Raw genomic sequence first — 18,847 nt, 5'->3', positions numbered from 1 at the left:
GCGGCCCGCGCGGGCTCTCCGCTCAGGTCACCAGTCCGTGCCGGTAGGCGAAGACGACCGCCTGGACGCGGTCGCGGAGGTCCAGCTTGGTGAGGATGCGGGACACGAAGGTCTTGACGGTCTCGGGGCTGATCACGAGGGCCGCGGCGATCTCGCTGTTGGAGAGCCCGTCCGCGATCAGGCGCAGGACCTCGGTCTCCCGCGGGGTCAGCGGGATGTCCCGGGCGCCGCCCGCGACGGGGCGGATCCGGGCCGCGTACCGGCCCACGAGGCGGCGCGTCACGTCGGGGTCGAGCAGCGCCGCGCCCATGGCCACGGTGCGAATGCCGTGCAGCAGCCGGTCCGGCGGCGCGTCCTTGAGCAGGAAGCCGCTCGCGCCCGCGCGGAGCGCCTCGTAGACGTACTCGTCGAGGTTGAACGTCGTGACCACCAGCACCTTGACGGGGTGCTCCACCCCGGCACCGGCCAGCAGGCGGGTGGCCTCCAGGCCGTCGAGCACCGGCATGCGGATGTCCATCACCACGACGTCCGGGCGCAGTTCGCGGGCCAGGTCGACCCCGGTCTGGCCGTCCCCGCACTCGCCGACCACCTCCAGGTCGGGCTGGGCGTCGACGATGGTCGTCAGACCGGTGCGGATCAGTGCCTGGTCGTCGCAGATCACGACTCGGATCGGCGCGCTCATGCCGTGTTCCCCCCGGGTATCCGGGCCTTGACGACGAAGCCGCCGCCCGCCGCACGGTCCGCGCTGAACTCGCCGCCCAGCACGTCGACCCGTTCCCGCAGGCCGGCCAGCCCCCGCCCGCTTCCGCCGGGGGACGCGGCCCCCGTACCGGAGCCGTCCGTGCCGACCTCCACCGTGATCTCCCGTTCTCCGTGCCGTACCAGGACCGAGGTGTTGCCGCCGTGATCGTACTTGAGGGCGTTGGTCAGGGCCTCCTGCACGACGCGGTAGGCGACGAGGTCGGAGCTGCCGGTCGCCGCCGCCGGGGTGCCCTCCTCGGTGAACTCCACCGGCTGCCCGGCCCGGCGGGTCTGCTCGACCAGCGTGAGCACCCGGCCGACGGGGGGCGTCCTGGGCTCGGCGGTGCCGTGGTCCGGGTTGAGCAGGTCGAGCAGATGCCGCAGGTCGGTGATGGCCCGCCGGCCGGTGTCGCTGACGGCGGCCAGGCTCTCGTCGAGCCGCTCGGGCGCGGCGGTCAGGTACCGGGCGGCCTCGGACTGCACGACCATCGCCGTCACGTGATGGGTCACGACGTCGTGCAGCTCGCGGGCGATGCGCGTGCGTTCGGCGTTGCGGGCGTCCTCGGCGACCCGGCTGCGGCGTTCGGCCTCCGCGGCCCGCGCGGAACGCATCCACGCGCCGATGCCCCAGGCCAGGGCGAGGACCAGGTAGAACGTCACGTACTCGACCAACGTCTCGTCGCCGCCGCGCGCGTTCAGCCCGACGGCCATGGCCACGTACGCGAGACTGGCGGCGATCTGCGTGGCACGCCGGTACTTCTCCTGGCGGGAGCCCGCGTTGATCAGCACGATCGGGAGTGCGGCGCCCGCGAACAGGTGGTAGCCGCGCAGTTGGTCGAGGACGAAGCCGAGCGAGACCAGGGCGAGGCAGGCGAGTGTCCACCGCCGGCGCACGGCCAGGGGGATGGACTGCAGAACGGCCGCCACCCCGGCCAGCGCGTCGGCGGGACGGGTGGGCAGGCCGCCGATCTCCGTGCCCTGACCCCGGAGCGCCGGCAGGAGCGAGGCGACGAGGAGCAGTACCCCGAGCGGGAGGTCCCGGGCCGTGACGTCGAGGCCGCGCCACCGCTCCAGGACCCGTCGGCGATCGATCATCGGGGAAGTGTAGCGGTGGAGCCGGCGCGCGCGGCACGCCGGGCGCCGAACGGCATCACGTTCCCGCGCCGGTGCGCCAGCCACAGGAACACCAGGGTCAGCAGCGCCCCGAAGCCCACCGAGTAGACGCTGCCCTCCGGACCGAAGTCACCACCGGTGAGCAGCTTCGGACCCGACATCGCGGCGTCCAGCAGTCCTTCGCTCGTGCCGGTGCCGGAGACCGAGGTGCTGAAGATGCCGCCCGCGGCGAAGTTCCAGCCGAAGTGGACGCCGATGACCAGCCAGAGGCTGCGGGTGGCGGCGTACGCGGCGGCGAGCATGAATCCGGCCTCGATGGCGATGGCGAGGGCACCCCACAGGGTGGCGTCCTCGTTGAGCAGGTGCATGAGGCCGAACGCGAGGCCGGTCAGCCCCAGTGCGAGGTAGGTGCCGATGTGCTCCTCGATGATCCGGAACAGGACCCCGCGGAACACGACCTCCTCCGTCGCGGCGGCGGCGGCCATGAACCCGACCAGCCCGACCGCGCCCTGCACCGAGCCGAGTCCGTCGACCTCGTAGTACCCGGAGGCGAAGAGGTTCGTGATGACGGCCCCGAACAGTCCGAGGCCGATCAGCGTCCCCCAGCCCGCCTTGGCCACGGCGCCCTTCCGGGCCACGTCCAGGGCCTGCCGGCGCTCGGTCCGCCGTACCACCCAGGCGTACACGAACACCACGAGCGCGACCGAGGTGAGACCGACCACCAGCGTGAGCCAGTCGTTGTCCTTCACCCCCTGGACGGCGATGCCGCCGATGGCGTAGGCCACCAGCACGGCCAGGAACTGCCACACGAACCTCACGGGAACTCCTTCGTCGGGCCTGCGACTCGGAGTGCCGCGGGCTGTGAAGGACGCTACGGATCGGGCGGCCGGAGATCGTCACCTCGGGGTGGACACCTGCCTGTAGCTCGCACGGGGGACAAGGCCCCGTGGCCCCGCCGGACAAGTCGTAGCCTCGTGCCATGACCAGGGACTTCGCCGACGCCCTCGCCTCCGGCCCGCTCGTGCTGGACGGTGGTCTGTCCAACCAGCTGGAGGCGGCCGGGCACGACCTGGGCGACGCGCTGTGGTCGGCCCGGCTGCTCGCCGAGGACCCCGAGGCGATCACACGGGCCCACCTCGCCTACTTCGAGGCGGGCGCCGAGGTGGTGATCACCTCCAGCTACCAGGCCACCTTCGAGGGTTTCGCCCGGCGCGGCATCGGGCGGGAGCGGGCCGCCGAACTGCTCGCGCTGAGCGTGGAGTCGGCCCGTGAGGCCGCACGCCGGGCACGGACGGCCCGCCCGGACCGCACGCTGTGGGTGGCCGCGTCGGCGGGCCCGTACGGGGCGATGCTCGCGGACGGCTCCGAGTACCGGGGACGGTACGGCCTCGGCAGGGGCGAACTGGAGCGCTTCCACCGCCCCCGCCTGGAGGTGCTGGCCGCCGCACGGCCCGACGTCCTCGCGCTGGAGACGGTCCCGGACACCGACGAGGCGGCGGCGCTGCTGAGCGCGGTGCGCGGACTGGGCGTGCCCGCCTGGCTGTCGTACACGGTGGCCGGGGACCGCACCCGCGCCGGGCAGCCGCTGGACGAGGCCTTCGCCCTGGCCGCCGACGCGGCGGAGGTGATCGCGGTGGGCGTCAACTGCTGCGCCCCCGAGGACGTGTCCGGCGCGGTCGAGACCGCCGCCCGAGTCACCGGCAAACCGGTCGTCGCCTATCCCAACAGCGGAGAGGCGTGGGACGCGCAGTCCCGTGGCTGGCGGGGGCGTTCGTCGTACCCGGTCGAGCGGGTGCGGGACTGGCGGGAGCGCGGGGCCCGGCTGGTCGGCGGCTGCTGCCGGGTGGGGCCGGACACGATCACGTCGATCGCGCGGGTCCTGGCCCGGGGGTGACCGGTGCGGCATGTGCCAAGATTGCCGTGAACAGGCGTTCGGGGGCGGCGACGGGTTCGGCGGGGGGCCACGGCATGGGACACGGGGAGCGGACGGGACACCGGCCGGCACCGGGGGCGGTGGTCGCCGCCGCGGTGGTCGGGACGCTGTCCGTCGCCGCGCTCGCGCTGCGGCCCGCGGAGGGGTTGCTCCACTCCGGCCGCGGTCCGCTCGGTCACTGGGGTTTCGTGGCGATCGGGGCGGCCGTCGCCTGGGCCTTCGGGGCCTGGACGGTCGTACAGCGCCTTCGTCCCCGTTTCGGCGCCGACCGACTTTCGCTGCCGCCGGGTGAGGAGCGGCTGCGGGAAGCCGCCGCGCCCGTGCTGCTCGCCACGGCGGGCGTCGTCGGCGTCCTGGCCCTGGTCCTGCACCGCTTCTCCACCGGCGGCAACACGACCGGTCCGCCCCCGCCCCTCGCGACGCAACCGGCGCCCTCACCGACCCTCGTCACTCTCCCGCCCCAGCAGCCTCACAGCTCGACGGACCATTCCTCCCTGCCGCTGTACCTCGTGCTCGCACTGCTGGCCGCGGTCGCCGTCGTGCTCGTCGTGGTGGCCGTCGTGCGGCGGCTGCGACGGTTCGGGCTGAGGGTGCCGCAGCGCCCCGGCCTTCCGGAAACCGCGACGCAGGACGACGACGCGCGGCTGCTGCTGTCCGCCGTGGACTCGGGCCGCCGCGCCCTGGCCGGCACGGATGACGACGCGCGGGCGGCCGTCATCGCCTGTTACGCCGCGATGGAGGAGGCCCTCGCGGCGTCCGGTGTGCCGCGGCACGCCTCCGACAGCCCCGCGGACCTGCTCACCCGCGCCGCCGGCGCGGGCCGCACCCCGGGTCCGGCCGCGCCTCGGCTGACCGCGCTGTTCCGCGAGGCCCGTTACTCCTCGCACCCGATGGACGGCTCGCACCGGAAGGCCGCGGCCGACGCCCTGGAGGAGATCGCGGCCCTGCTCCGGGACCGTGAAGCGGACGCGGGCCGGGAGGCGGGGCGGTGAACCGGCCCGTGGCGAAGACCTCGGTGGCGGAGACAGCGGTGGAGAAGACCTCGGTGGCGGAGACAGCGGTGGCGGAGACCTCGGGAGACGACATGCTCAGCCTGCGCAGGCTCGGGCTGCTCGGCGCCGCGGTCGCCGGTTCGGGCGTCCTGCTCGTCCTGCTCTTCGACGGCCCCGTGGCCGCCGGTGCCCTGGCGGCCCTGCTCGTCGCCGTGGCCGTGCTCGCCGCCCGGTACGTCGCCGGGGCGGGCGCCCTGGACTCCGCGTACCGCGACGAGGTGCGGCTGCTGCGGACCCGGGCCCCGGGCATGGGCGAGTGGCGGCGGAACGTGGGCACGTCCACCGGCCCCGACGGCGCCCTCTACTACCGTGCGGTGCTCCGGACCGAGCTGCGCCGCCTGTACGCGGCCGCGCTCGCCGAGCACCACCACGTGTCCCTGGAGCACCAGCCCGAGCGGGCCGCCGAGCTGGTCGGCCCCGAGCTGTGGCCGTGGCTGGGCCCCGTACCACCGGGCACCGGCCCGGACGGCGAGGTGCCCCTCGACGTGCTGCGCCGCCTCGTCGACCGGCTCGAAGCACTCGGCTCACCCCGCACTCCCGGCACCCGCACCGTCAGCACCAGCACCAGCACCAGCACCAGCACCAGCACCAGCAACCCTCGCACCGGTAAGGACCAAGCGACGTGACGACTACCTCCACGCCCCAGCTCCGCACCGCCGAGCAGGTCGGCGAGCAGGCCGGTGCCGTACTGCGCGAGATCGGCCGGGCCGTCGTCGGCAAACCGGACGCCCTGGAACACGTGATGCTGGCCGTGCTGGCGGGCGGCCACGTCCTCGTCGAGGACCTGCCCGGGCTCGGCAAGACGCTCCTCGCCCGGTCCTTCGCCACCACCCTCGGCCTGGACTTCCGCCGGATCCAGTTCACGCCCGACCTGCTGCCCTCCGACGTCACCGGGACGCCGCTGTACGACCAGCGCTCCGGCGAGATGGTGTTCCACCCGGGCCCCGTCTTCACGCACCTGCTGCTCGCCGACGAGATCAACCGGACCCCGCCGAAGACACAGGCCGCGCTGCTGGAGGCGATGGCCGAGTCGCAGGTGACCGTGGACGGCGAGACCCGGCCGCTCGCCGACCCCTTCCTGGTGATCGCGACCGCCAACCCGGTGGAGTACGAGGGCACGTACTCACTGCCCGAGGCGCAGCTCGACCGGTTCCAGCTGCGGGTGCGCATGGGGTATCTGGCCGCGCGGGAGGAGCTGGCGATGCTGCGGGCCCGGATCGACCGGGCCGCGCCCGAGGCCGTACTGGAAAGGCTCGCCGGGCCGGACGACGTCGTGGCGTGGCGGGCCGTCGTGGAGCGGGTGGAGATCGACGACGACCTGCTGGAGTACGCCGTCGCGCTCGTCGGCGCGACCCGCGACCACCCCCACATCAGCATCGGGGCCTCGCCGCGCGGCGGACTCGCCCTGGTCCAGCTGGCCCGCGCCCGCGCCGTGCTGGACGGCCGTGACTACGTCGTCCCGGAGGACGTCAAGGCCCTCGCGGTGCCCGCGCTGGCCCACCGCGTGTCCCTGCGGCCGGAGTTGTGGGTGCGCGAGATGTCCACGGACGACGTGCTGCGCGAGATAGTCGACAGCGTGGGTACGCCGACGACGCGGCGTACGGCCGCAGCCTCGTCGTGACCGCGCCCGCACCGCGCCCGGCACCGGCTCCGGCTGTCGCGCCGGCCCCCGTGCCCCGGCCGCGCCCGGCGGTGGTCCGCGCCCTGGAGGGGCGTACCGCCCCGACGCAGCCGCCGCCACCGCCGCCCGGTGGTCCCCGCCCCAGCGAGCGCACCCTGCGCCTGCTGACCGTCGCGGTCGTGGCACTGGCCGCCGCGCTGGTCACCGGCCGGGCGTGGCTGCTGGCGCTCGCGGCGGCACCACTGGTCCTGCTGGCGCTGGCACTGCCCCGCGCCCACGCCCGCCGCGTCGAGACGTCGACGACCGTCGAGCCGGGGCGCTGCTTCGAGGGCGACACGGTCACCCTCCGGATCGCGCTGGCCCACGACGGCGAGGCCGTGCGCCTCGACCCCGGTGTCACGCTAGGCCCCGGCCTGCGCCTCGACGAGGTCGTCGTCGGCCCGTCCACGGTGACGCTGTGCCACACGGCGCTGCACTGGGGCCGCTGGTCGCTCGGTCCGGTGGACGTCGACGTGTACGACCCCGGGGGCACCGTCCGGCGCACCGTGCGCGTCGAGGCGGCCGAGGTGGCGGTGTTCCCGCGCGCCACGCAGGCCCGGTTCACGCCGATCCCGGTGCGGCTGCCGCAGCGGCTCGGCGAGCACGCCTCGCCGCAGTCCGGGGAGGGCGTCGAGGTCATCGGGGTGGGCCCCTGGGTCCCCGGGGAGCGGCAGCGGCGCATCCACTGGCCGTCGACGACCCGGCGCGGGGCCGTGCAGTTGCACCGGTTCGCGGCCGAGCGGGCCGCCGACACCGTGATGCTCGTCGACGCCTTCGGAGACGTCGTCGACCCGGTGACCGGACTGTCGTCCCTGGACGAGACGGTGCGGGCCGCAGCCGGGCTCGCCCGGGCCTATCTGCGCACCCACGACCGGGTCGGGGTCGTCTCCACCGGCGGCACCACCCGGTGGCTGGCGCCGGGCACCGGGGACGCGGCGTTCTACCGCATCGTGGAGAGTGTCCTGGACGTCCGCAAGGACCGCGCCTTCGGCGGCGACGGGCTCGAACGGGTCCCGCCGCCCGCGCTCCCGGAGGGAGCCCTGGTGTACGTGTTCACGCCGCTCAGCGACGCACGGATCCTCCAGGTGCTGCGGGACCTCCAGGCGCGGGGGCGCCGCCCGGTCGTCGTGGAGATACCGAGCGGGGACCCGGTGGTGGAACCGGGCGACGAGGCGGGCGCGTTGGGGCTGCGACTGTGGCGCGCGGAGCGCGACGCGATGCGGTTCGCGCTGCGGGACAGCGGGGTACCGGTCCTGCGGCACGCCGAGGGCGAGTCACTGGATCTGGCGCTGGCGCCGCTGCTGGCGGGGCGGGTCGGCGGAAGGGGGCGCGCGGGATGACGGCGCTGGACACGCGGGTCGGCCTCCGTGAGTACCTCGGCTACTGGATCGGCACCGTGCCGGTGCGGGTGCTGGGGGCGGCGGCGGTCGTGACGGCCTGGCGGCCGTGGGCGACGGTGGACACGGCCGGGGAGGCCGTGCCCCTCGTCTGCGCGGTCGCCTTCGCGCTGTGGGCGGCGCCCTCGCTGGACCGGCGGCCGTCGGTGGAGGCCGTCTGGTGGTCCTACCGGCTGCTGCGCCACCGGACGACGCTGCTGGCGTCGGGCGTCGTGGTGATCGCGGCCTTCAGGGAACCGGCCTGGTGGGAGGGCGCTTGTGTGGTCGCGCTGTTGGTGGCCTACCTGGTGACCAGTGAGACGTGGCCGTGGCGGTGGGGCCGCGGGAGCGCCCGGGTGTGGGGCGAGGCGGCCGCGGCGTGCGCCGGTGCGGGTGTGGTGGCGGCCGCGGCGGCGGTTCCGGTGTCCGGGACGGGCTCCGGGCTGGGGCGGGTGATCGCCGCCGCGGCGGTGGCGGGCCTGGCGGTGGCCGGCGGCCGGGTACTGCGTGCCCGCTGGCGGAACGATGCCCCGAAGTCCCGCGCCCCGGGGAACTGAAGGGCAACGGGATTTCCCGTTCGGCATCGGGAGAATCCCCTCCACGAAACCCTTCGGACGGCCATCCGTTAATTCGGTCGCAAGACATTCACACTCTGTCAATTTGCCTCCCAGCCCTTCATATGACGGCTGGTAGCGTGCCCAACGCTTCACCCCCACAGAACGAAGTAACCGATCTTTGGATTTCACTTCATGACTGGTACGCCAGAGGAAACCCCCACGAACACCTTCGCCCCCGGCGGACGGCGCAGGCACCGCAGGGCGAGAGTGGGCCGCATCGGCGCCCGCCGGGCCCTGGTGCTCGCGATGGCCGTGCCCGTGGCCTCCGCCACGCTGGCCGGAACCTCGGCCTTCGCCGCCGACGACAACACCCCGCGACCGCAGGGCATCTCGCTCGACGACCTCGCCGCCGACGACGCGCAGCTGGTCAAGAACCTCAACGAGCGCCTCGCCGACGAGCGTCTGGGCACCGACGTCAGCGGCGTCGTGCTCGACGCCGACTCGGACACCGCCCTGTGGGACCACAACGGCTCCACCGCCCTCATGCCGGCCTCCAACGCCAAGCTCGCCACGGCCACCACGGCCCTGACGCTGCTGGGCGCGAACCACGAGTTCACCACCAAGGTCGTGTACGGCGAGGGCACCCTCACCCTCGTCGGCGGCGGTGACCGCACCCTCACGAGCGACGACGTCGCCGAGCTGGCCAGGACCGCCGCCGACGGCCTCAAGGCAGCCGGCCGGACCGACGTCCAGGTCCGGGTGGACGACAGCCTGTTCGCCGACCCGAGCCTCGCCGAGGGCTGGAACGAGGGCTACTACCCCACCGAGATCGCGCCGGTCCGTTCACTCGTCGTCGACGGCGCCGCCGTCCAGGACACCTCGATCGACGCGGGCAAGGTCTTCGCGAAGAAGCTCGCGGCGCAGGGCATCACGGTCGACGGCGAGGTGTCCCGCACGACGGCGAAGCAGTCCGACGTCCCGGTGGCCCAGCACAAGTCGGCGCCGCTGTCGGACATCGTCAAGCAGATGCTCAAGACCAGCGACAACAACATCGCCGAGACCCTGCTCCGCATGACGGCCGTGGAGCTGGGCAAGCCGGGCACCTTCGAGGCCGGCACCGCGCTGGTCCGCCAGGTGCTCAGCTCGTACGGCATCTCCCTCGACAACTTCGAGATGCACGACGGCAGTGGCCTCTCCCGCGCCGACCGCATCCCGGCCGCCACCCTCGCGCAGCTCCTCGACTCGATCACGGAGTCCCCCGCCCTGGGCTCGATCCTGGAGGGCCTGCCGATCGCGGGCGAGGCCGGGGCCAGCCTCGGCCCGGAGTGGGGACGCTTCGACGACCCCAACTCCGAGTGCGCCGTCGGCAAGGTGCACGCCAAGACCGGCACGCTCACCGGTGCCATCGCCCTGAGCGGTGTCACGCGGACCGACGACGGCGACTGGCGGATCTTCTCCTTCATCGAGAACAACTCGACGGCCGACCCGAGCGACATCAAGGACGCGATGGACGGCCTCGCCGCGACTGTGAACGGCTGCTGGGCCTGACACGTCGCACGTGACGGAGCGTGGAGATCCGGTGAAGGCCCCCGAGGGCAGACGGGTGTGCCCCGTCAGTCCGCCGGGACGCCGCACTCGAACCACACGACCTTGCCGGGCTCCCGCTCCGTCACGCCCCACTTGTCCGCCAGCTCCGACACCAGCAGCAGACCGCGCCCGCCCTCGTCCGACCCGCCGGACTCCAGGGGCACCGCCGGCACACCGTCCCCGCTGTCGTGCACCTCGACGCGTACGCCGTCCCCGCAGGGCAGCAGCCACAGCCGCAGCAGGAAGCCCCGGCCGGGCGGTACGCCGTGCAGCAGGGCGTTGGTCGCCAGTTCGCTGACGCACAGCACCACGTCGTCCGCGCGCCCGCGCACGCCCCAGTCGGCGAGCGTCTCCCTAGCGAACGCCCGCGCGGCGGGAACGGACCGGCGCTCACGGCGGTAGAGGCGCTCACGTGGGGACGAGGGTGGAGTTTCACTGTTCACGTGACGAGGGTCACGCTCCGTGGTCATGATGGGACAGTGCGCATGGCCGTACAGCCGGGCTGTACGGGTGCGCGATGGTGAACGTACGCGCGCGGGTGGGGAGTTCGACCTCATGGGCACGACGACACGGAGGAACGCCTCCGCGATGAAGATGGTGGGCGCGCTGCTCGCCCTCTACCGGCAGGCAGCGGGGCACACCCAACGGTCCCTGGGCGATCGCTTCGTCATCGGCGAGCAGCAGATCGCCTCGATCGAACAGGGCCGCCGCCCGCTGAAGCCGGATCTCGCCGAGCAGCTCGACGAACTCCTCCAGACCAAGGGGGCGTTGTCGATCGCGCTGAGCAAGATGCCGGAGGTGGATCTGGTCCCGCTGTGGGCGGAGGAGTATCTGGACAGGGAGCGGGAGGCAATCGTCATCTCCTCCTACGAGAACCAGGTGTTGCCGGGGCTGCTTCAGACCGAGGGCTACGCCCGAGCGGTGTTCCGCAGCCGTATCCCCGCCCTTGAGGACGACGAGGTCGAACGTCACGTGACGGCTCGTGTCGAGCGCCAGGCTCTCTTCCACCGCAGGGTCCCGCCCATCACCTGCTTCGTCATCTGGGAGGCCGTGCTGCGAGACCACTTGGGCGGCAGAGCGGTGTTCCTGCAACAGGTTCGCCACCTGCGAGAGTGCTGCGAACTTCCGAACCTCGCGATTCAGGTCCTGCCACTGGCACGCACCGCGCACGCGGCCCTGGACGGGCCGTTCGTGCTCCTGGAGACACCAGACCACCAACGGCTCGCGTACACGGAAACACAACGGGGCAGCCAACTGATCGCCGCTCCCGACGAGGTGGCCATCCTCACGCAGAGGTGTGCGATGCTGCGGTCTCAGGCCCTCACCCCTGAGGACTCGAGGGACTTTCTGGACCGTCTGCTAGGAGACCAATGAGCGGCAGCGCACTTCAGTGGTTCAAGTCGAGCTACAGCGGCAGCGACGGCGGCAACTGCATCGAGGTCGCCTATGAATGGCGCAAGTCCAGCTACAGCGGCGACGAAGGCGGCAACTGCGTGGAAGTAGCCCACGAGTGGAGCAAGTCCAGCTACAGCGGCAGCGAAGGCGGCGAGTGCGTCGAGGTCGCCCAAGAACCCACCGCCATCCACATCCGCGACTCCAAAGCCCCGCAGGGACACGTCACCGTCGGGCCAGACGCCTGGGCCGCGTTCCTCGGGGCCCGGTGACGTCGGCCTTCCACAGGTCGTACTCGGCGTCCAGCGGGCCGAAGGCCGTGTGCGGGACGCCGTCGCCGAAGACCCGTACGGGATGCGCGGCGTCCCACGCCTCCCACCCGGGGTCGCCGGACTCCGCGAACCGCACCCACGCCCCGTGCATCGCGTCGGCCAGCTCCTGCGGCGCCCCCTCGCCCGCGAGCCTGCGTGTGTCGGGGCCGTCGCCGGAGTCGAAGACGAAGCCGAGTTCCAGGGCGTGGCAGGCGCCGAGGTCGGGCAGATTCGACGGCCAGGCGAACTCGTAGACGTACGTGGACCCGGGACGCGCGTCGGCCACGCGGTGCATCGGGATGCGGAGCAGGTGGTCGGTGACCAGCTGGCCCACGGTCTCGGCGGCCCCCGCGTCGGGGCGCAGCGCGCGGTAGCCGCGGATCACCTCGTTGCCGCAGTGGCAGCGGGCGCGGGCACCCGCGAGGGCGACCGCGCCGAGGCGGTCGACGCGTTCGACGAGGCCGCCCGGGACGAGCCAGAGCCGGTACTCGTCGCGGGTCCAGCCCAGCATGAGGTCGACGCCGGGTGCCGCATCGCCGTCGACGAGCGCCTCCAGCGGGTCGCGGGGCAGCACGTCGCCGTCGACGACGAGGCCGAACCCGGGGCCGCCGAGTACGGGGCTGCTGAACCGGCCCACCTCGGCCTGGGCCCGCAGCAGCTGCTGGCGGTCGGCGGCGGCGAAGGCCTCGGCGGTGGCGGGGATCTTGAGGCGGGCGGCCATGCGGCGGACCATGCGCCGCACCTTGTCGCGGTCGGTCGCCTCGGGTGCGCCGCTCTGGAGCACGGCGCGCCGGAAGAGCCCCCGGGCCGCGGGTGCGGCGAGGAGCGCGCCGGTGCTGATGGCGCCCGCGGACTGCCCGGCGACGGTGACCCGGTCGGGGTCGCCGCCGAAGGCCGCGATGGAGTCCCGCACCCACTGGAGGGCGGCGATCTGGTCGCGCAGTCCGGCGTTGGCGGGGGCGTCCGGGAACAGGCCGTAGCCCTCCACACCCAGTCGGTAGTTGATCGACACGCAGACCACGCCGTCCCGGGCGAAGGTGCTGCCGTCGTAGACCGGTACGGCGGAGGAGCCCCTGGTCAGCGCGCCGCCGTGCAGCCAGACCAGGACCGGCAGGCGGGCGCCGGGGCCGGGCTCGGGGGTCCAGACGTTGAGGTTGAGGCAGTCGTCGCCCAGGATCGCCGGGTCGGACAGGTACCGGGCGAAGGCCTCGGAGTACGGCGGTTTCGGGGCCGTGGGGCCGAAGGAGCCCGCGTCGCGGACGCCGTCCCACGGCTCGGGGGGTACGGGCGGGCGGAAACGGCCCGGCCCGAAGGGGGGCGCCGCGTAGGGGATGCCGCGAAAGACGGCGACACCGTGCTCGTACCTGCCGCGTGCCGCGCCGTGAACCGTCCTGACCACGGGGTTCGTCTGGCCTGACCGCATGCGCCCACCAGCCCTTCGCCGCACTCTCGTACCGCTCAAGGCATAGCGCCACACGACCGGGGATCTATTCCGGGAGGCCCCGGCCGCCACGGCTGAGGGACAATGGAGACCACGCACGCGATGCGCGACCGAGGAGGCTGCCGTGACGGACGCACCCGTAAGGATCGCCGAGGCCGACGGGCAGCACGCGGTACTGGCCTTCTCCGGAGACCTGGACGCGCCCGCGCTGGGCGTGCTGGAGGAGCTGCTCCTCGACCCGCGGCTGCGCGAGCCGGGGGCCTGGACCCTGGAGATGAGCGGCCTGGACCACATCGACCTGGCCTGCGCGTACGCGCTGCTGCGGACGGTGACGCGCACGCCGGAGCCGGTCGCCCTTACCGTCCGGGGTGCCCGCCCGGCCGTCCACCGGACACTGCGGCAGGCCGGTCTGGACACGGTGGCGTCCTTCACGCCGTAACCGTGTCGCCGGGGCGCAGGGTCAGCCGCCCGCGTCCACGTTGTTGTCGGGGGCCCCGTCGCCGAACGGCGGCAGGTCGCCGCGCTCGACCGGCGTGGCGGGCGCGGGTTCGGCGGAGGGCAGGAGCCGGTCGGTCTCGGCGGCGTCGGGGCGGTGGGCGGCCAGGGCGGCCGCGCGCAGGACGTCGCGCGGTACGGCGTCCTGTTCGGCGGAGACGCGTACGACGTGTCCCTCCTCGGGCAGCGCGTACTCGTGCCGTCCGGCGCCGGTGCGGTACCAGGCGTCACCGTCGCGCTCGCAGGTGGTGTGCTCACCGGACATGTCGCCGACGGGCTGCTCGGGGCAGGTGCCGGCGGTGATCGAGCCCCGGTCGACGGCGAGCCGTAGCAGCGCGTTGGTCGTGCCGTCGACCCAGGTGGCGGAGAAGCCGTCGTCGCCGAGGACGCCGACGGACTGCTGGGCGAGGGTGAAACCGGGGGCCTCGGTGACGTAGACCAGCTCGGGGGCCACACCCATCGCCTGGGCGCGGACGGTCAGTTCGCCTTCACCCGGCGCCTCGGCCGGCGCCTCGGCCGCTGCCTCCGCCGGGGTCTCCTCCGGAACCGTTGCGGAGGCGGCCCCGGACGGTGCGCCCGCGTCCGCCTTCTCGGAGCCGCAGGCGGTGAGCAGCAGCGGGGCCAGCAACAGCACCGGCAGGACGCGCGCATGACGGATCATGCGGCCATCCTGCCGCACCGGCGTTCCACGCCGTGCAGCCCCGGCCACTTCGGTCCCGGGTGACTTCCGGTGTTCGAGAAATCCATTTCACGTACACGTCCCCAGACCGCGGCGGCGATCTCGCGCGGTCGATCCAGGCTCCGACCTTCCCGCACCGCATGTCGCAGCAAAGCGGCCCTTCCTCCCGATTTGCGCCCAACATCGCGGCTCGACAGCCCAGTTGACGCACCCACAGCGCCCTAGTACCGTCCGCTGAAATCGATTTCCAAGCTGGCCGACCCGAGTCGCACCGGGAGCGAAGTCCCATGCCCAGATCCGTCCCACCTCGCGGACCCGCGAGGGTCCTGAGCCGTGCCCTGGCCACAGCCTCCGTCGCCCTCGGTATGGTGCTGACCGCCTTGCCGTCGAGCACGGCCGCGGACGCCCCGGTTCCGGAGCCACCCGCCGTACGGGCCTCCGCCCTCGCCGCCGGGTCCCCTCCGGCCGGCGACTTCTTCTCGACCGTCGCGGTGGACCCCGCCGCCTCCGTGGGTGCCCCCGCGGCCGGCGACAACCGGGACCACGGTGACCTCTGGCCCAACTGCTGGGCCGACGACGACAGCGTGTACACCGCGTACGGCGACGGGGTCGGCTTCGGCACGGTCGGCAGCGACATCGGCGTGGCGAAGATCTCCGGCATGCCCGGCGGGCTGAGCGGCACCCAGCTCTCCACGGACGTCGGCCAGATATGGAACGCCGGCCACAACCGCAAGCCCACCGGCATGGCCTGCGTGAACGGCGACCTCTACCTCGCGGTGCAGGACCTGGCGCACGACTTCAACGACGCCCCGGCCGCGACGATCGCCAGGTCCACCGACAAGGGCCGCACCTGGACCTGGGACCGCAACCGCCCCATGTTCGGCGGCGGCGTCTTCACCACGGTGATGTTCCTGGACTACGGCAAGAACTACGCCAACGCCCCCGACGACTACGTCTACGCGTACGGCCTGGACCACAACTGGCGGGACTCCTTCGACGACACCGTCCCCGACCCGGTCGACCTGTACCTGGCCCGCGTGCACAAGAATTCCGTCATGGACGGGAACGCCTGGCAGTACGCCTCCGGTACGGACGCCTCCGGCAACCCGGTCTGGTCCGCGGACATCGCCCGGCGGCAGCCGGCCCTCCACGACGACCGCCGCGTGTACCAGGACGTGTTCACTCCCGGCCGGGCGCGGAACATGACCGTTCTCGGGCAGGGCGGCGTGGTCTACAACAAGCCGCTCGACCGGTACGTCTACACCTCGTGGACCGAGTACACCTTCGAGTTCTACGAGTCCCCGACCCCCTGGGGCCCCTGGAAGCACTTCGCGACCAAGGACTTCGGCGGCTACCCGTGGACCCACACCAAGCACGGCGGCTACGCGACCACCATCCCCTCCAAGTACATCAGCGCCGACGGCAAGTCGATGTGGCTCCAGTCCAACGTCTGTCCCTGCGGCGGCGGTTACCCGGCCGGCGACCACTGGGCGTACACCTTCTCGCTGCGGAAGCTGCGTCTGGAACCGCGCCGCGACACCGTCCCGGACAACGCCGCCGACCCGAGCCGCAACCTCGCCCGCGAGCCCGGTACCGTGCCCGTCCAGCGGGCCACCCACTTCGGCAAGGACGGGTACTACGCCGACGGCAACCGCGACCAGAGCGAGGACGACTGGAACGACGAGCGCAAGACGGAGAGCTGGTGGGGCTACACCTGGCCGCGCCAGTACATGATGAACAGGGTCACCTACACCACCGGTGGCATGTTCGCCGACGGCGGCTGGTTCGCGGCCGACCTGAGGGTGCAGGTACGGCGCGACAACCGGTGGGTGGACGTCTCCGGGCAGCGCGTGGGTCCCGACTACCCGTACGGCAGCTCCGCGGGCCCGCACCGGACCTACACCTTCTCCTTCGACCCGACGGCGGGCGACGGCGTGCGGATCGTCGGGCGGCCGGGCGGCGACCGGACCTTCACCTCGATCGCGGAACTCGAGGTCCACTACGGCGACGCGGGCGGCACGATGCTCGGCGGCTCACCGACCGACGTGACCGGTGACGGCAAGGACGACATCGTCACCTTCACCGGCGGCAGCGCCGCCGAGGTCTACGCGGCGCCCTCGGACGGCACCGCGTTCACCGGTGGCGGCAAGTGGAACGACCACTTCGCGCCCGCCGGGGAGACGCCGCTGACCGGTGACTTCAACGGGGACGACAAGGACGACGCGATCACCTTCACCCAGGGGTCGACGGCCGACGTCTACGTCGCGCCCTCCACCGGCACCTCCTTCGCCACCGGGCAGAAGTGGAGCGACCACTTCGCACCCGGCGACGAGGTCCCGGCCGTGGGCGACTTCGACGGCGACGGCACCGACGACATCGTCACCTTCACCCAGGGCGACACCGCCGGCGTCTACGTGTCCCTCTCCGACAACACGTCCTTCTCCACCGGCGGGAAGTGGCACGACCACTTCGCGCCACGTGGCGAGTTCCCGGCCGTGGGCGACGTGAACGGCGACAAGAAGGACGACATCATCACCTTCGCCAAGGGCACCGAGGCCGCCGTCTACGTCGCCTTCTCCGACGGCACGTCCTTCGGGCCCGCGCGCAAGGTCCTCACCGGCTTCTCCCCCGGCGCCGAACTGCCGCGCGTGGGCGACTTCGACGGGGACGGCCTCGACGACATCGCCTCCTTCACCGCGGACGCCGCCGCCGAGGTCCGCGTCGCCCTGTCCGACGGCGAGGGCTTCGTCACCAAGGGCGTCTGGCACGAGGCGTTCTCGGGCCCCGGCGCCTTCCCGTACGTCGGTGACTTCGACGAGGACGGCCGGGACGACGTCGTCTCCTTCGACCACACTCCCGGGGCCGACGTGCACGTGGCGCTCTCGACCGGCACCGCCTTCGGGGCGTCGAGGAAGTGGAACGACTTCTTCGGCCTCCCCGGCGAGACCTCTCTCTGAACCCGACCGACGGCGACCGCCGTTCCCGAGGAAGGACCTCCGAAGTGCGAAGACGGCAGCTCAGTCTGGGCCTGGCCGGCACCGCCGTGCTGGCCCTGGGCTCCCTCCTGCTTCCCGCCCAGCCGGCCTCGGCCGCGGGGCCCCGCCCCGACTTCCGCGCGCCCTGGCCGTGCGGAGAGGGACGGGACTACTACCACCACTCCTCCGAGGTCCACAACGCGATCGACTTCAACATCGCGGGCTCGGCCGACCTCGGCACCCCGGCCCTGGCCTCGGCCTCCGGCACCGTGATCGACGCGGTGCCCATGCCCAACAGCTCCGGGTACGGCAACTACGTGCGCGTCGACCACGGCGGCGGCTGGACCAGCCTGGTCGCTCATCTGGACCGCATCTCCGTCGCCAAGGGTCAGTACGTCCGCACCGGCGACGAGCTGGGCAAGGTCGGCAACACGGGCGAGTCGTTCGGCGCCCACCTGCACTACGAGCAGGAGGCCGACGGCCAGAACATGCCCATCGTGATCGACCGCGTGGCACTGCGCTACAGCGCCACGGCCGCCCGGCACACCAGTGGCAACTGCGGCACACCCCAGCCGTTGCTCGCCGGTTCGCCGACGGACTTCACGGGTGACGGTGTGGACGACATCGTGACGTTCACCCAGAACGCGGAGGCGGACGTCTACGTCGCGCCGTCCACCCGCGCCGGGTTCGGCGAGGCGAAGGTGTGGCACGACTTCTTCGCCCCCGGCGGCGAGACCCCTCTCACCGGCGACTTCAACGGCGACCACAAGGACGACGTCGTCACCTTCACCAAGGGCACCGACTCCGACGTCTACGTCGCCCTCTCCAACGGCAACAACTTCGAAACCGCGACCATCTGGCACGACCACTTCGCACCCGGCGGCGAAGTCCCCGCCGTCGGCGACGTCAACGGCGACGGCTACGACGACATCGTCACCTTCACCCACGACGCCGACGCCAAGGTCTACGTCGCTCTCTCCAACGGCAACGACGGCTTCCACCCCGCCACCGTCTGGCACGACTTCTTCTCCCCCAACGGAGAATTCCCCGCCCTCGGCGACATCGACGGCGACGGAGACGACGACCTCATCACCTTCACCCAAGGCACCACCGCGGACGTGTATGTCGCCCTGTCCAACGGCAAGGACGCCTTCGGCACCGGCCGGCTCGTCCACGACCACTTCGCCCCGGCCGGAGAACTCCCCCGCATCGGCGACGTGAACGGCGACAAGAAGGACGACATCATCGCCTTCACCCAAGGCACCGAATCCGACGTCTACGTCGCCCTGTCCGACGGAAACAAGTACGGCCCCGGCGCCCGCTGGAACGACTTCTTCTCCCCCACCGGCGAATTCCCCTACGTCGGCGACTACGACGGCGACGGCAAGGACGACATCGTCACCTTCACCCACAACACCGAAGCCGACGTCTACGTGTCCGTCTCCAACGGCACCAACGCCTTCGTCGACGGCCGCGCATGGCACGACTTCTTCGGCACCCCCGGCGAAACCAGCCTCTGACCGACCAGTACGAAA

Annotated in this window: 18 protein-coding genes; 12 read left to right on the top strand and 6 right to left on the bottom strand. The window is 72.7% G+C overall.

All coding sequences use genetic code 11. The features are described 5' to 3' along the window. Positions 1-22: 22 nt before the first annotated feature. Genes C4J65_RS27965 through C4J65_RS27955 form a run of 3 tightly spaced genes read right to left on the bottom strand, consistent with a single transcriptional unit; the run spans position 23 to position 2,672 of the window. On the bottom strand, positions 23-682 hold the full coding sequence (locus C4J65_RS27965) for a response regulator transcription factor (RefSeq protein ID WP_115744881.1): 660 nt from the start codon (positions 680-682) through the stop codon (positions 23-25). Then, positions 679-1,836: a histidine kinase gene (locus C4J65_RS27960; protein WP_115744880.1), complete on the bottom strand. Its 1,158-nt coding sequence runs from the start codon at positions 1,834-1,836 to the stop codon at positions 679-681. The genes C4J65_RS27965 and C4J65_RS27960 overlap by 4 nt, the downstream gene beginning before the upstream one ends. Next, positions 1,833-2,672: a type II CAAX endopeptidase family protein gene (locus C4J65_RS27955; RefSeq protein ID WP_115744879.1), complete on the bottom strand. Its 840-nt coding sequence runs from the start codon at positions 2,670-2,672 to the stop codon at positions 1,833-1,835. Before C4J65_RS27955 ends, C4J65_RS27960 begins: the two co-directional genes overlap by 4 nt. 161 nt (positions 2,673-2,833) lie before the next feature. Here C4J65_RS27955 and mmuM point away from each other — a divergent pair, with 161 nt between their 5' ends. The 7 genes from mmuM to dacB all read left to right on the top strand — a co-directional run bounded on the left by mmuM (position 2,834) and on the right by dacB (position 9,980). Next, positions 2,834-3,748, top strand: coding sequence for a homocysteine S-methyltransferase (gene mmuM / locus C4J65_RS27950; protein WP_115744878.1), 915 nt, complete (start codon positions 2,834-2,836; stop codon positions 3,746-3,748). A gap of 74 nt (positions 3,749-3,822) precedes the next feature. After that, positions 3,823-4,779, top strand: coding sequence for a DUF4129 domain-containing protein (locus C4J65_RS37105; RefSeq protein ID WP_205351077.1), 957 nt, complete (start codon positions 3,823-3,825; stop codon positions 4,777-4,779). After that, on the top strand, positions 4,776-5,465 hold the full coding sequence (locus C4J65_RS27940) for a hypothetical protein (RefSeq protein WP_240330538.1): 690 nt from the start codon (positions 4,776-4,778) through the stop codon (positions 5,463-5,465). Before C4J65_RS37105 ends, C4J65_RS27940 begins: the two co-directional genes overlap by 4 nt. Next, entirely contained in the window at positions 5,462-6,460 is a 999-nt protein-coding gene (locus C4J65_RS27935) for a MoxR family ATPase (protein ID WP_115744877.1), read from the top strand. Before C4J65_RS27940 ends, C4J65_RS27935 begins: the two co-directional genes overlap by 4 nt. After that, a complete protein-coding gene (locus tag C4J65_RS27930) occupies positions 6,457-7,839 on the top strand; it encodes a DUF58 domain-containing protein (RefSeq protein ID WP_115744876.1) in 1,383 nt (460 codons plus the stop codon). The genes C4J65_RS27935 and C4J65_RS27930 overlap by 4 nt, the downstream gene beginning before the upstream one ends. Then, positions 7,836-8,432 (top strand): hypothetical protein, encoded by a 597-nt coding sequence (locus C4J65_RS27925; RefSeq protein ID WP_115744875.1) that lies wholly within the window; start codon positions 7,836-7,838, stop codon positions 8,430-8,432. The genes C4J65_RS27930 and C4J65_RS27925 overlap by 4 nt, the downstream gene beginning before the upstream one ends. A gap of 192 nt (positions 8,433-8,624) precedes the next feature. Next, positions 8,625-9,980 (top strand): D-alanyl-D-alanine carboxypeptidase/D-alanyl-D-alanine-endopeptidase, encoded by a 1,356-nt coding sequence (dacB, locus tag C4J65_RS27920; protein ID WP_115744874.1) that lies wholly within the window; start codon positions 8,625-8,627, stop codon positions 9,978-9,980. Positions 9,981-10,045: 65 nt separating this feature from the next. Here dacB and C4J65_RS27915 read toward each other — a convergent pair whose 3' ends face one another. Continuing rightward, a complete protein-coding gene (locus C4J65_RS27915) occupies positions 10,046-10,489 on the bottom strand; it encodes an ATP-binding protein (protein ID WP_115746660.1) in 444 nt (147 codons plus the stop codon). Between the two features lie 85 nt (positions 10,490-10,574). Between C4J65_RS27915 and C4J65_RS27910 the strand changes: the two genes are divergently transcribed. Continuing rightward, positions 10,575-11,393, top strand: a complete 819-nt coding sequence (locus C4J65_RS27910; RefSeq protein ID WP_162833388.1) for a helix-turn-helix transcriptional regulator — start codon at positions 10,575-10,577, stop codon at positions 11,391-11,393. Further along, the gene (locus C4J65_RS27905; protein WP_115744872.1) at positions 11,390-11,683 is read left to right on the top strand and encodes a DUF397 domain-containing protein; all 294 of its coding nucleotides are present in this window, start codon (positions 11,390-11,392) and stop codon (positions 11,681-11,683) included. Before C4J65_RS27910 ends, C4J65_RS27905 begins: the two co-directional genes overlap by 4 nt. On the opposite strand, the gene C4J65_RS27900 is transcribed toward C4J65_RS27905, so the two are convergent. Then, positions 11,637-13,145, bottom strand: a complete 1,509-nt coding sequence (locus tag C4J65_RS27900; protein ID WP_115744871.1) for a carboxylesterase family protein — start codon at positions 13,143-13,145, stop codon at positions 11,637-11,639. The genes C4J65_RS27905 and C4J65_RS27900 overlap by 47 nt on opposite strands. A gap of 142 nt (positions 13,146-13,287) precedes the next feature. On the opposite strand from C4J65_RS27900, the gene C4J65_RS27895 reads away from it, so the two are divergent. Continuing rightward, positions 13,288-13,602 (top strand): STAS domain-containing protein, encoded by a 315-nt coding sequence (locus tag C4J65_RS27895; RefSeq protein WP_115744870.1) that lies wholly within the window; start codon positions 13,288-13,290, stop codon positions 13,600-13,602. 21 nt (positions 13,603-13,623) lie between these two features. Here the strand turns inward: C4J65_RS27895 and C4J65_RS27890 are convergent, their stop codons facing one another. Continuing rightward, positions 13,624-14,319 (bottom strand): hypothetical protein, encoded by a 696-nt coding sequence (locus C4J65_RS27890; RefSeq protein ID WP_115744869.1) that lies wholly within the window; start codon positions 14,317-14,319, stop codon positions 13,624-13,626. Between the two features lie 398 nt (positions 14,320-14,717). Between C4J65_RS27890 and C4J65_RS27885 the strand changes: the two genes are divergently transcribed. Together C4J65_RS27885 and C4J65_RS27880 are read left to right on the top strand one after the other, a co-directional pair. Next, positions 14,718-17,294, top strand: coding sequence for an FG-GAP-like repeat-containing protein (locus C4J65_RS27885; protein ID WP_205351076.1), 2,577 nt, complete (start codon positions 14,718-14,720; stop codon positions 17,292-17,294). A gap of 44 nt (positions 17,295-17,338) precedes the next feature. After that, positions 17,339-18,832, top strand: a complete 1,494-nt coding sequence (locus tag C4J65_RS27880) for a peptidoglycan DD-metalloendopeptidase family protein (protein ID WP_115744867.1) — start codon at positions 17,339-17,341, stop codon at positions 18,830-18,832. Positions 18,833-18,847 lie beyond the last annotated feature (15 nt).

The sequence above is a fragment of the Streptomyces sp. CB09001 genome (genome assembly GCF_003369795.1).
Taxonomy (GTDB): Bacteria; Actinomycetota; Actinomycetes; order Streptomycetales; family Streptomycetaceae; genus Streptomyces.
The sequence above is the reverse complement of the archived record's forward strand: the minus strand, read 5'-3'. Positions and strand labels throughout refer to the sequence as shown.

Excerpts from the sequence above, each read along its gene's own strand:
- C4J65_RS27965 (WP_115744881.1), bottom strand. The coding sequence starts at position 682 with ATGAGCGCGCCGATCCGAGTCGTGATCTGCGACGACCAGGCACTGATC.
- C4J65_RS27960 (WP_115744880.1), bottom strand. The coding sequence starts at position 1,836 with ATGATCGATCGCCGACGGGTCCTGGAGCGGTGGCGCGGCCTCGACGTC.
- mmuM (WP_115744878.1), top strand. The coding sequence starts at position 2,834 with ATGACCAGGGACTTCGCCGACGCCCTCGCCTCCGGCCCGCTCGTGCTG.
- C4J65_RS37105 (WP_205351077.1), top strand. The coding sequence starts at position 3,823 with ATGGGACACGGGGAGCGGACGGGACACCGGCCGGCACCGGGGGCGGTG.
- C4J65_RS27925 (WP_115744875.1), top strand. The coding sequence starts at position 7,836 with ATGACGGCGCTGGACACGCGGGTCGGCCTCCGTGAGTACCTCGGCTAC.
- dacB (WP_115744874.1), top strand. The coding sequence starts at position 8,625 with ATGACTGGTACGCCAGAGGAAACCCCCACGAACACCTTCGCCCCCGGC.
- C4J65_RS27915 (WP_115746660.1), bottom strand. The coding sequence starts at position 10,489 with ATGACCACGGAGCGTGACCCTCGTCACGTGAACAGTGAAACTCCACCC.
- C4J65_RS27910 (WP_162833388.1), top strand. The coding sequence starts at position 10,575 with ATGGGCACGACGACACGGAGGAACGCCTCCGCGATGAAGATGGTGGGC.
- C4J65_RS27905 (WP_115744872.1), top strand. The coding sequence starts at position 11,390 with ATGAGCGGCAGCGCACTTCAGTGGTTCAAGTCGAGCTACAGCGGCAGC.
- C4J65_RS27900 (WP_115744871.1), bottom strand. The coding sequence starts at position 13,145 with ATGCGGTCAGGCCAGACGAACCCCGTGGTCAGGACGGTTCACGGCGCG.
- C4J65_RS27890 (WP_115744869.1), bottom strand. The coding sequence starts at position 14,319 with ATGATCCGTCATGCGCGCGTCCTGCCGGTGCTGTTGCTGGCCCCGCTG.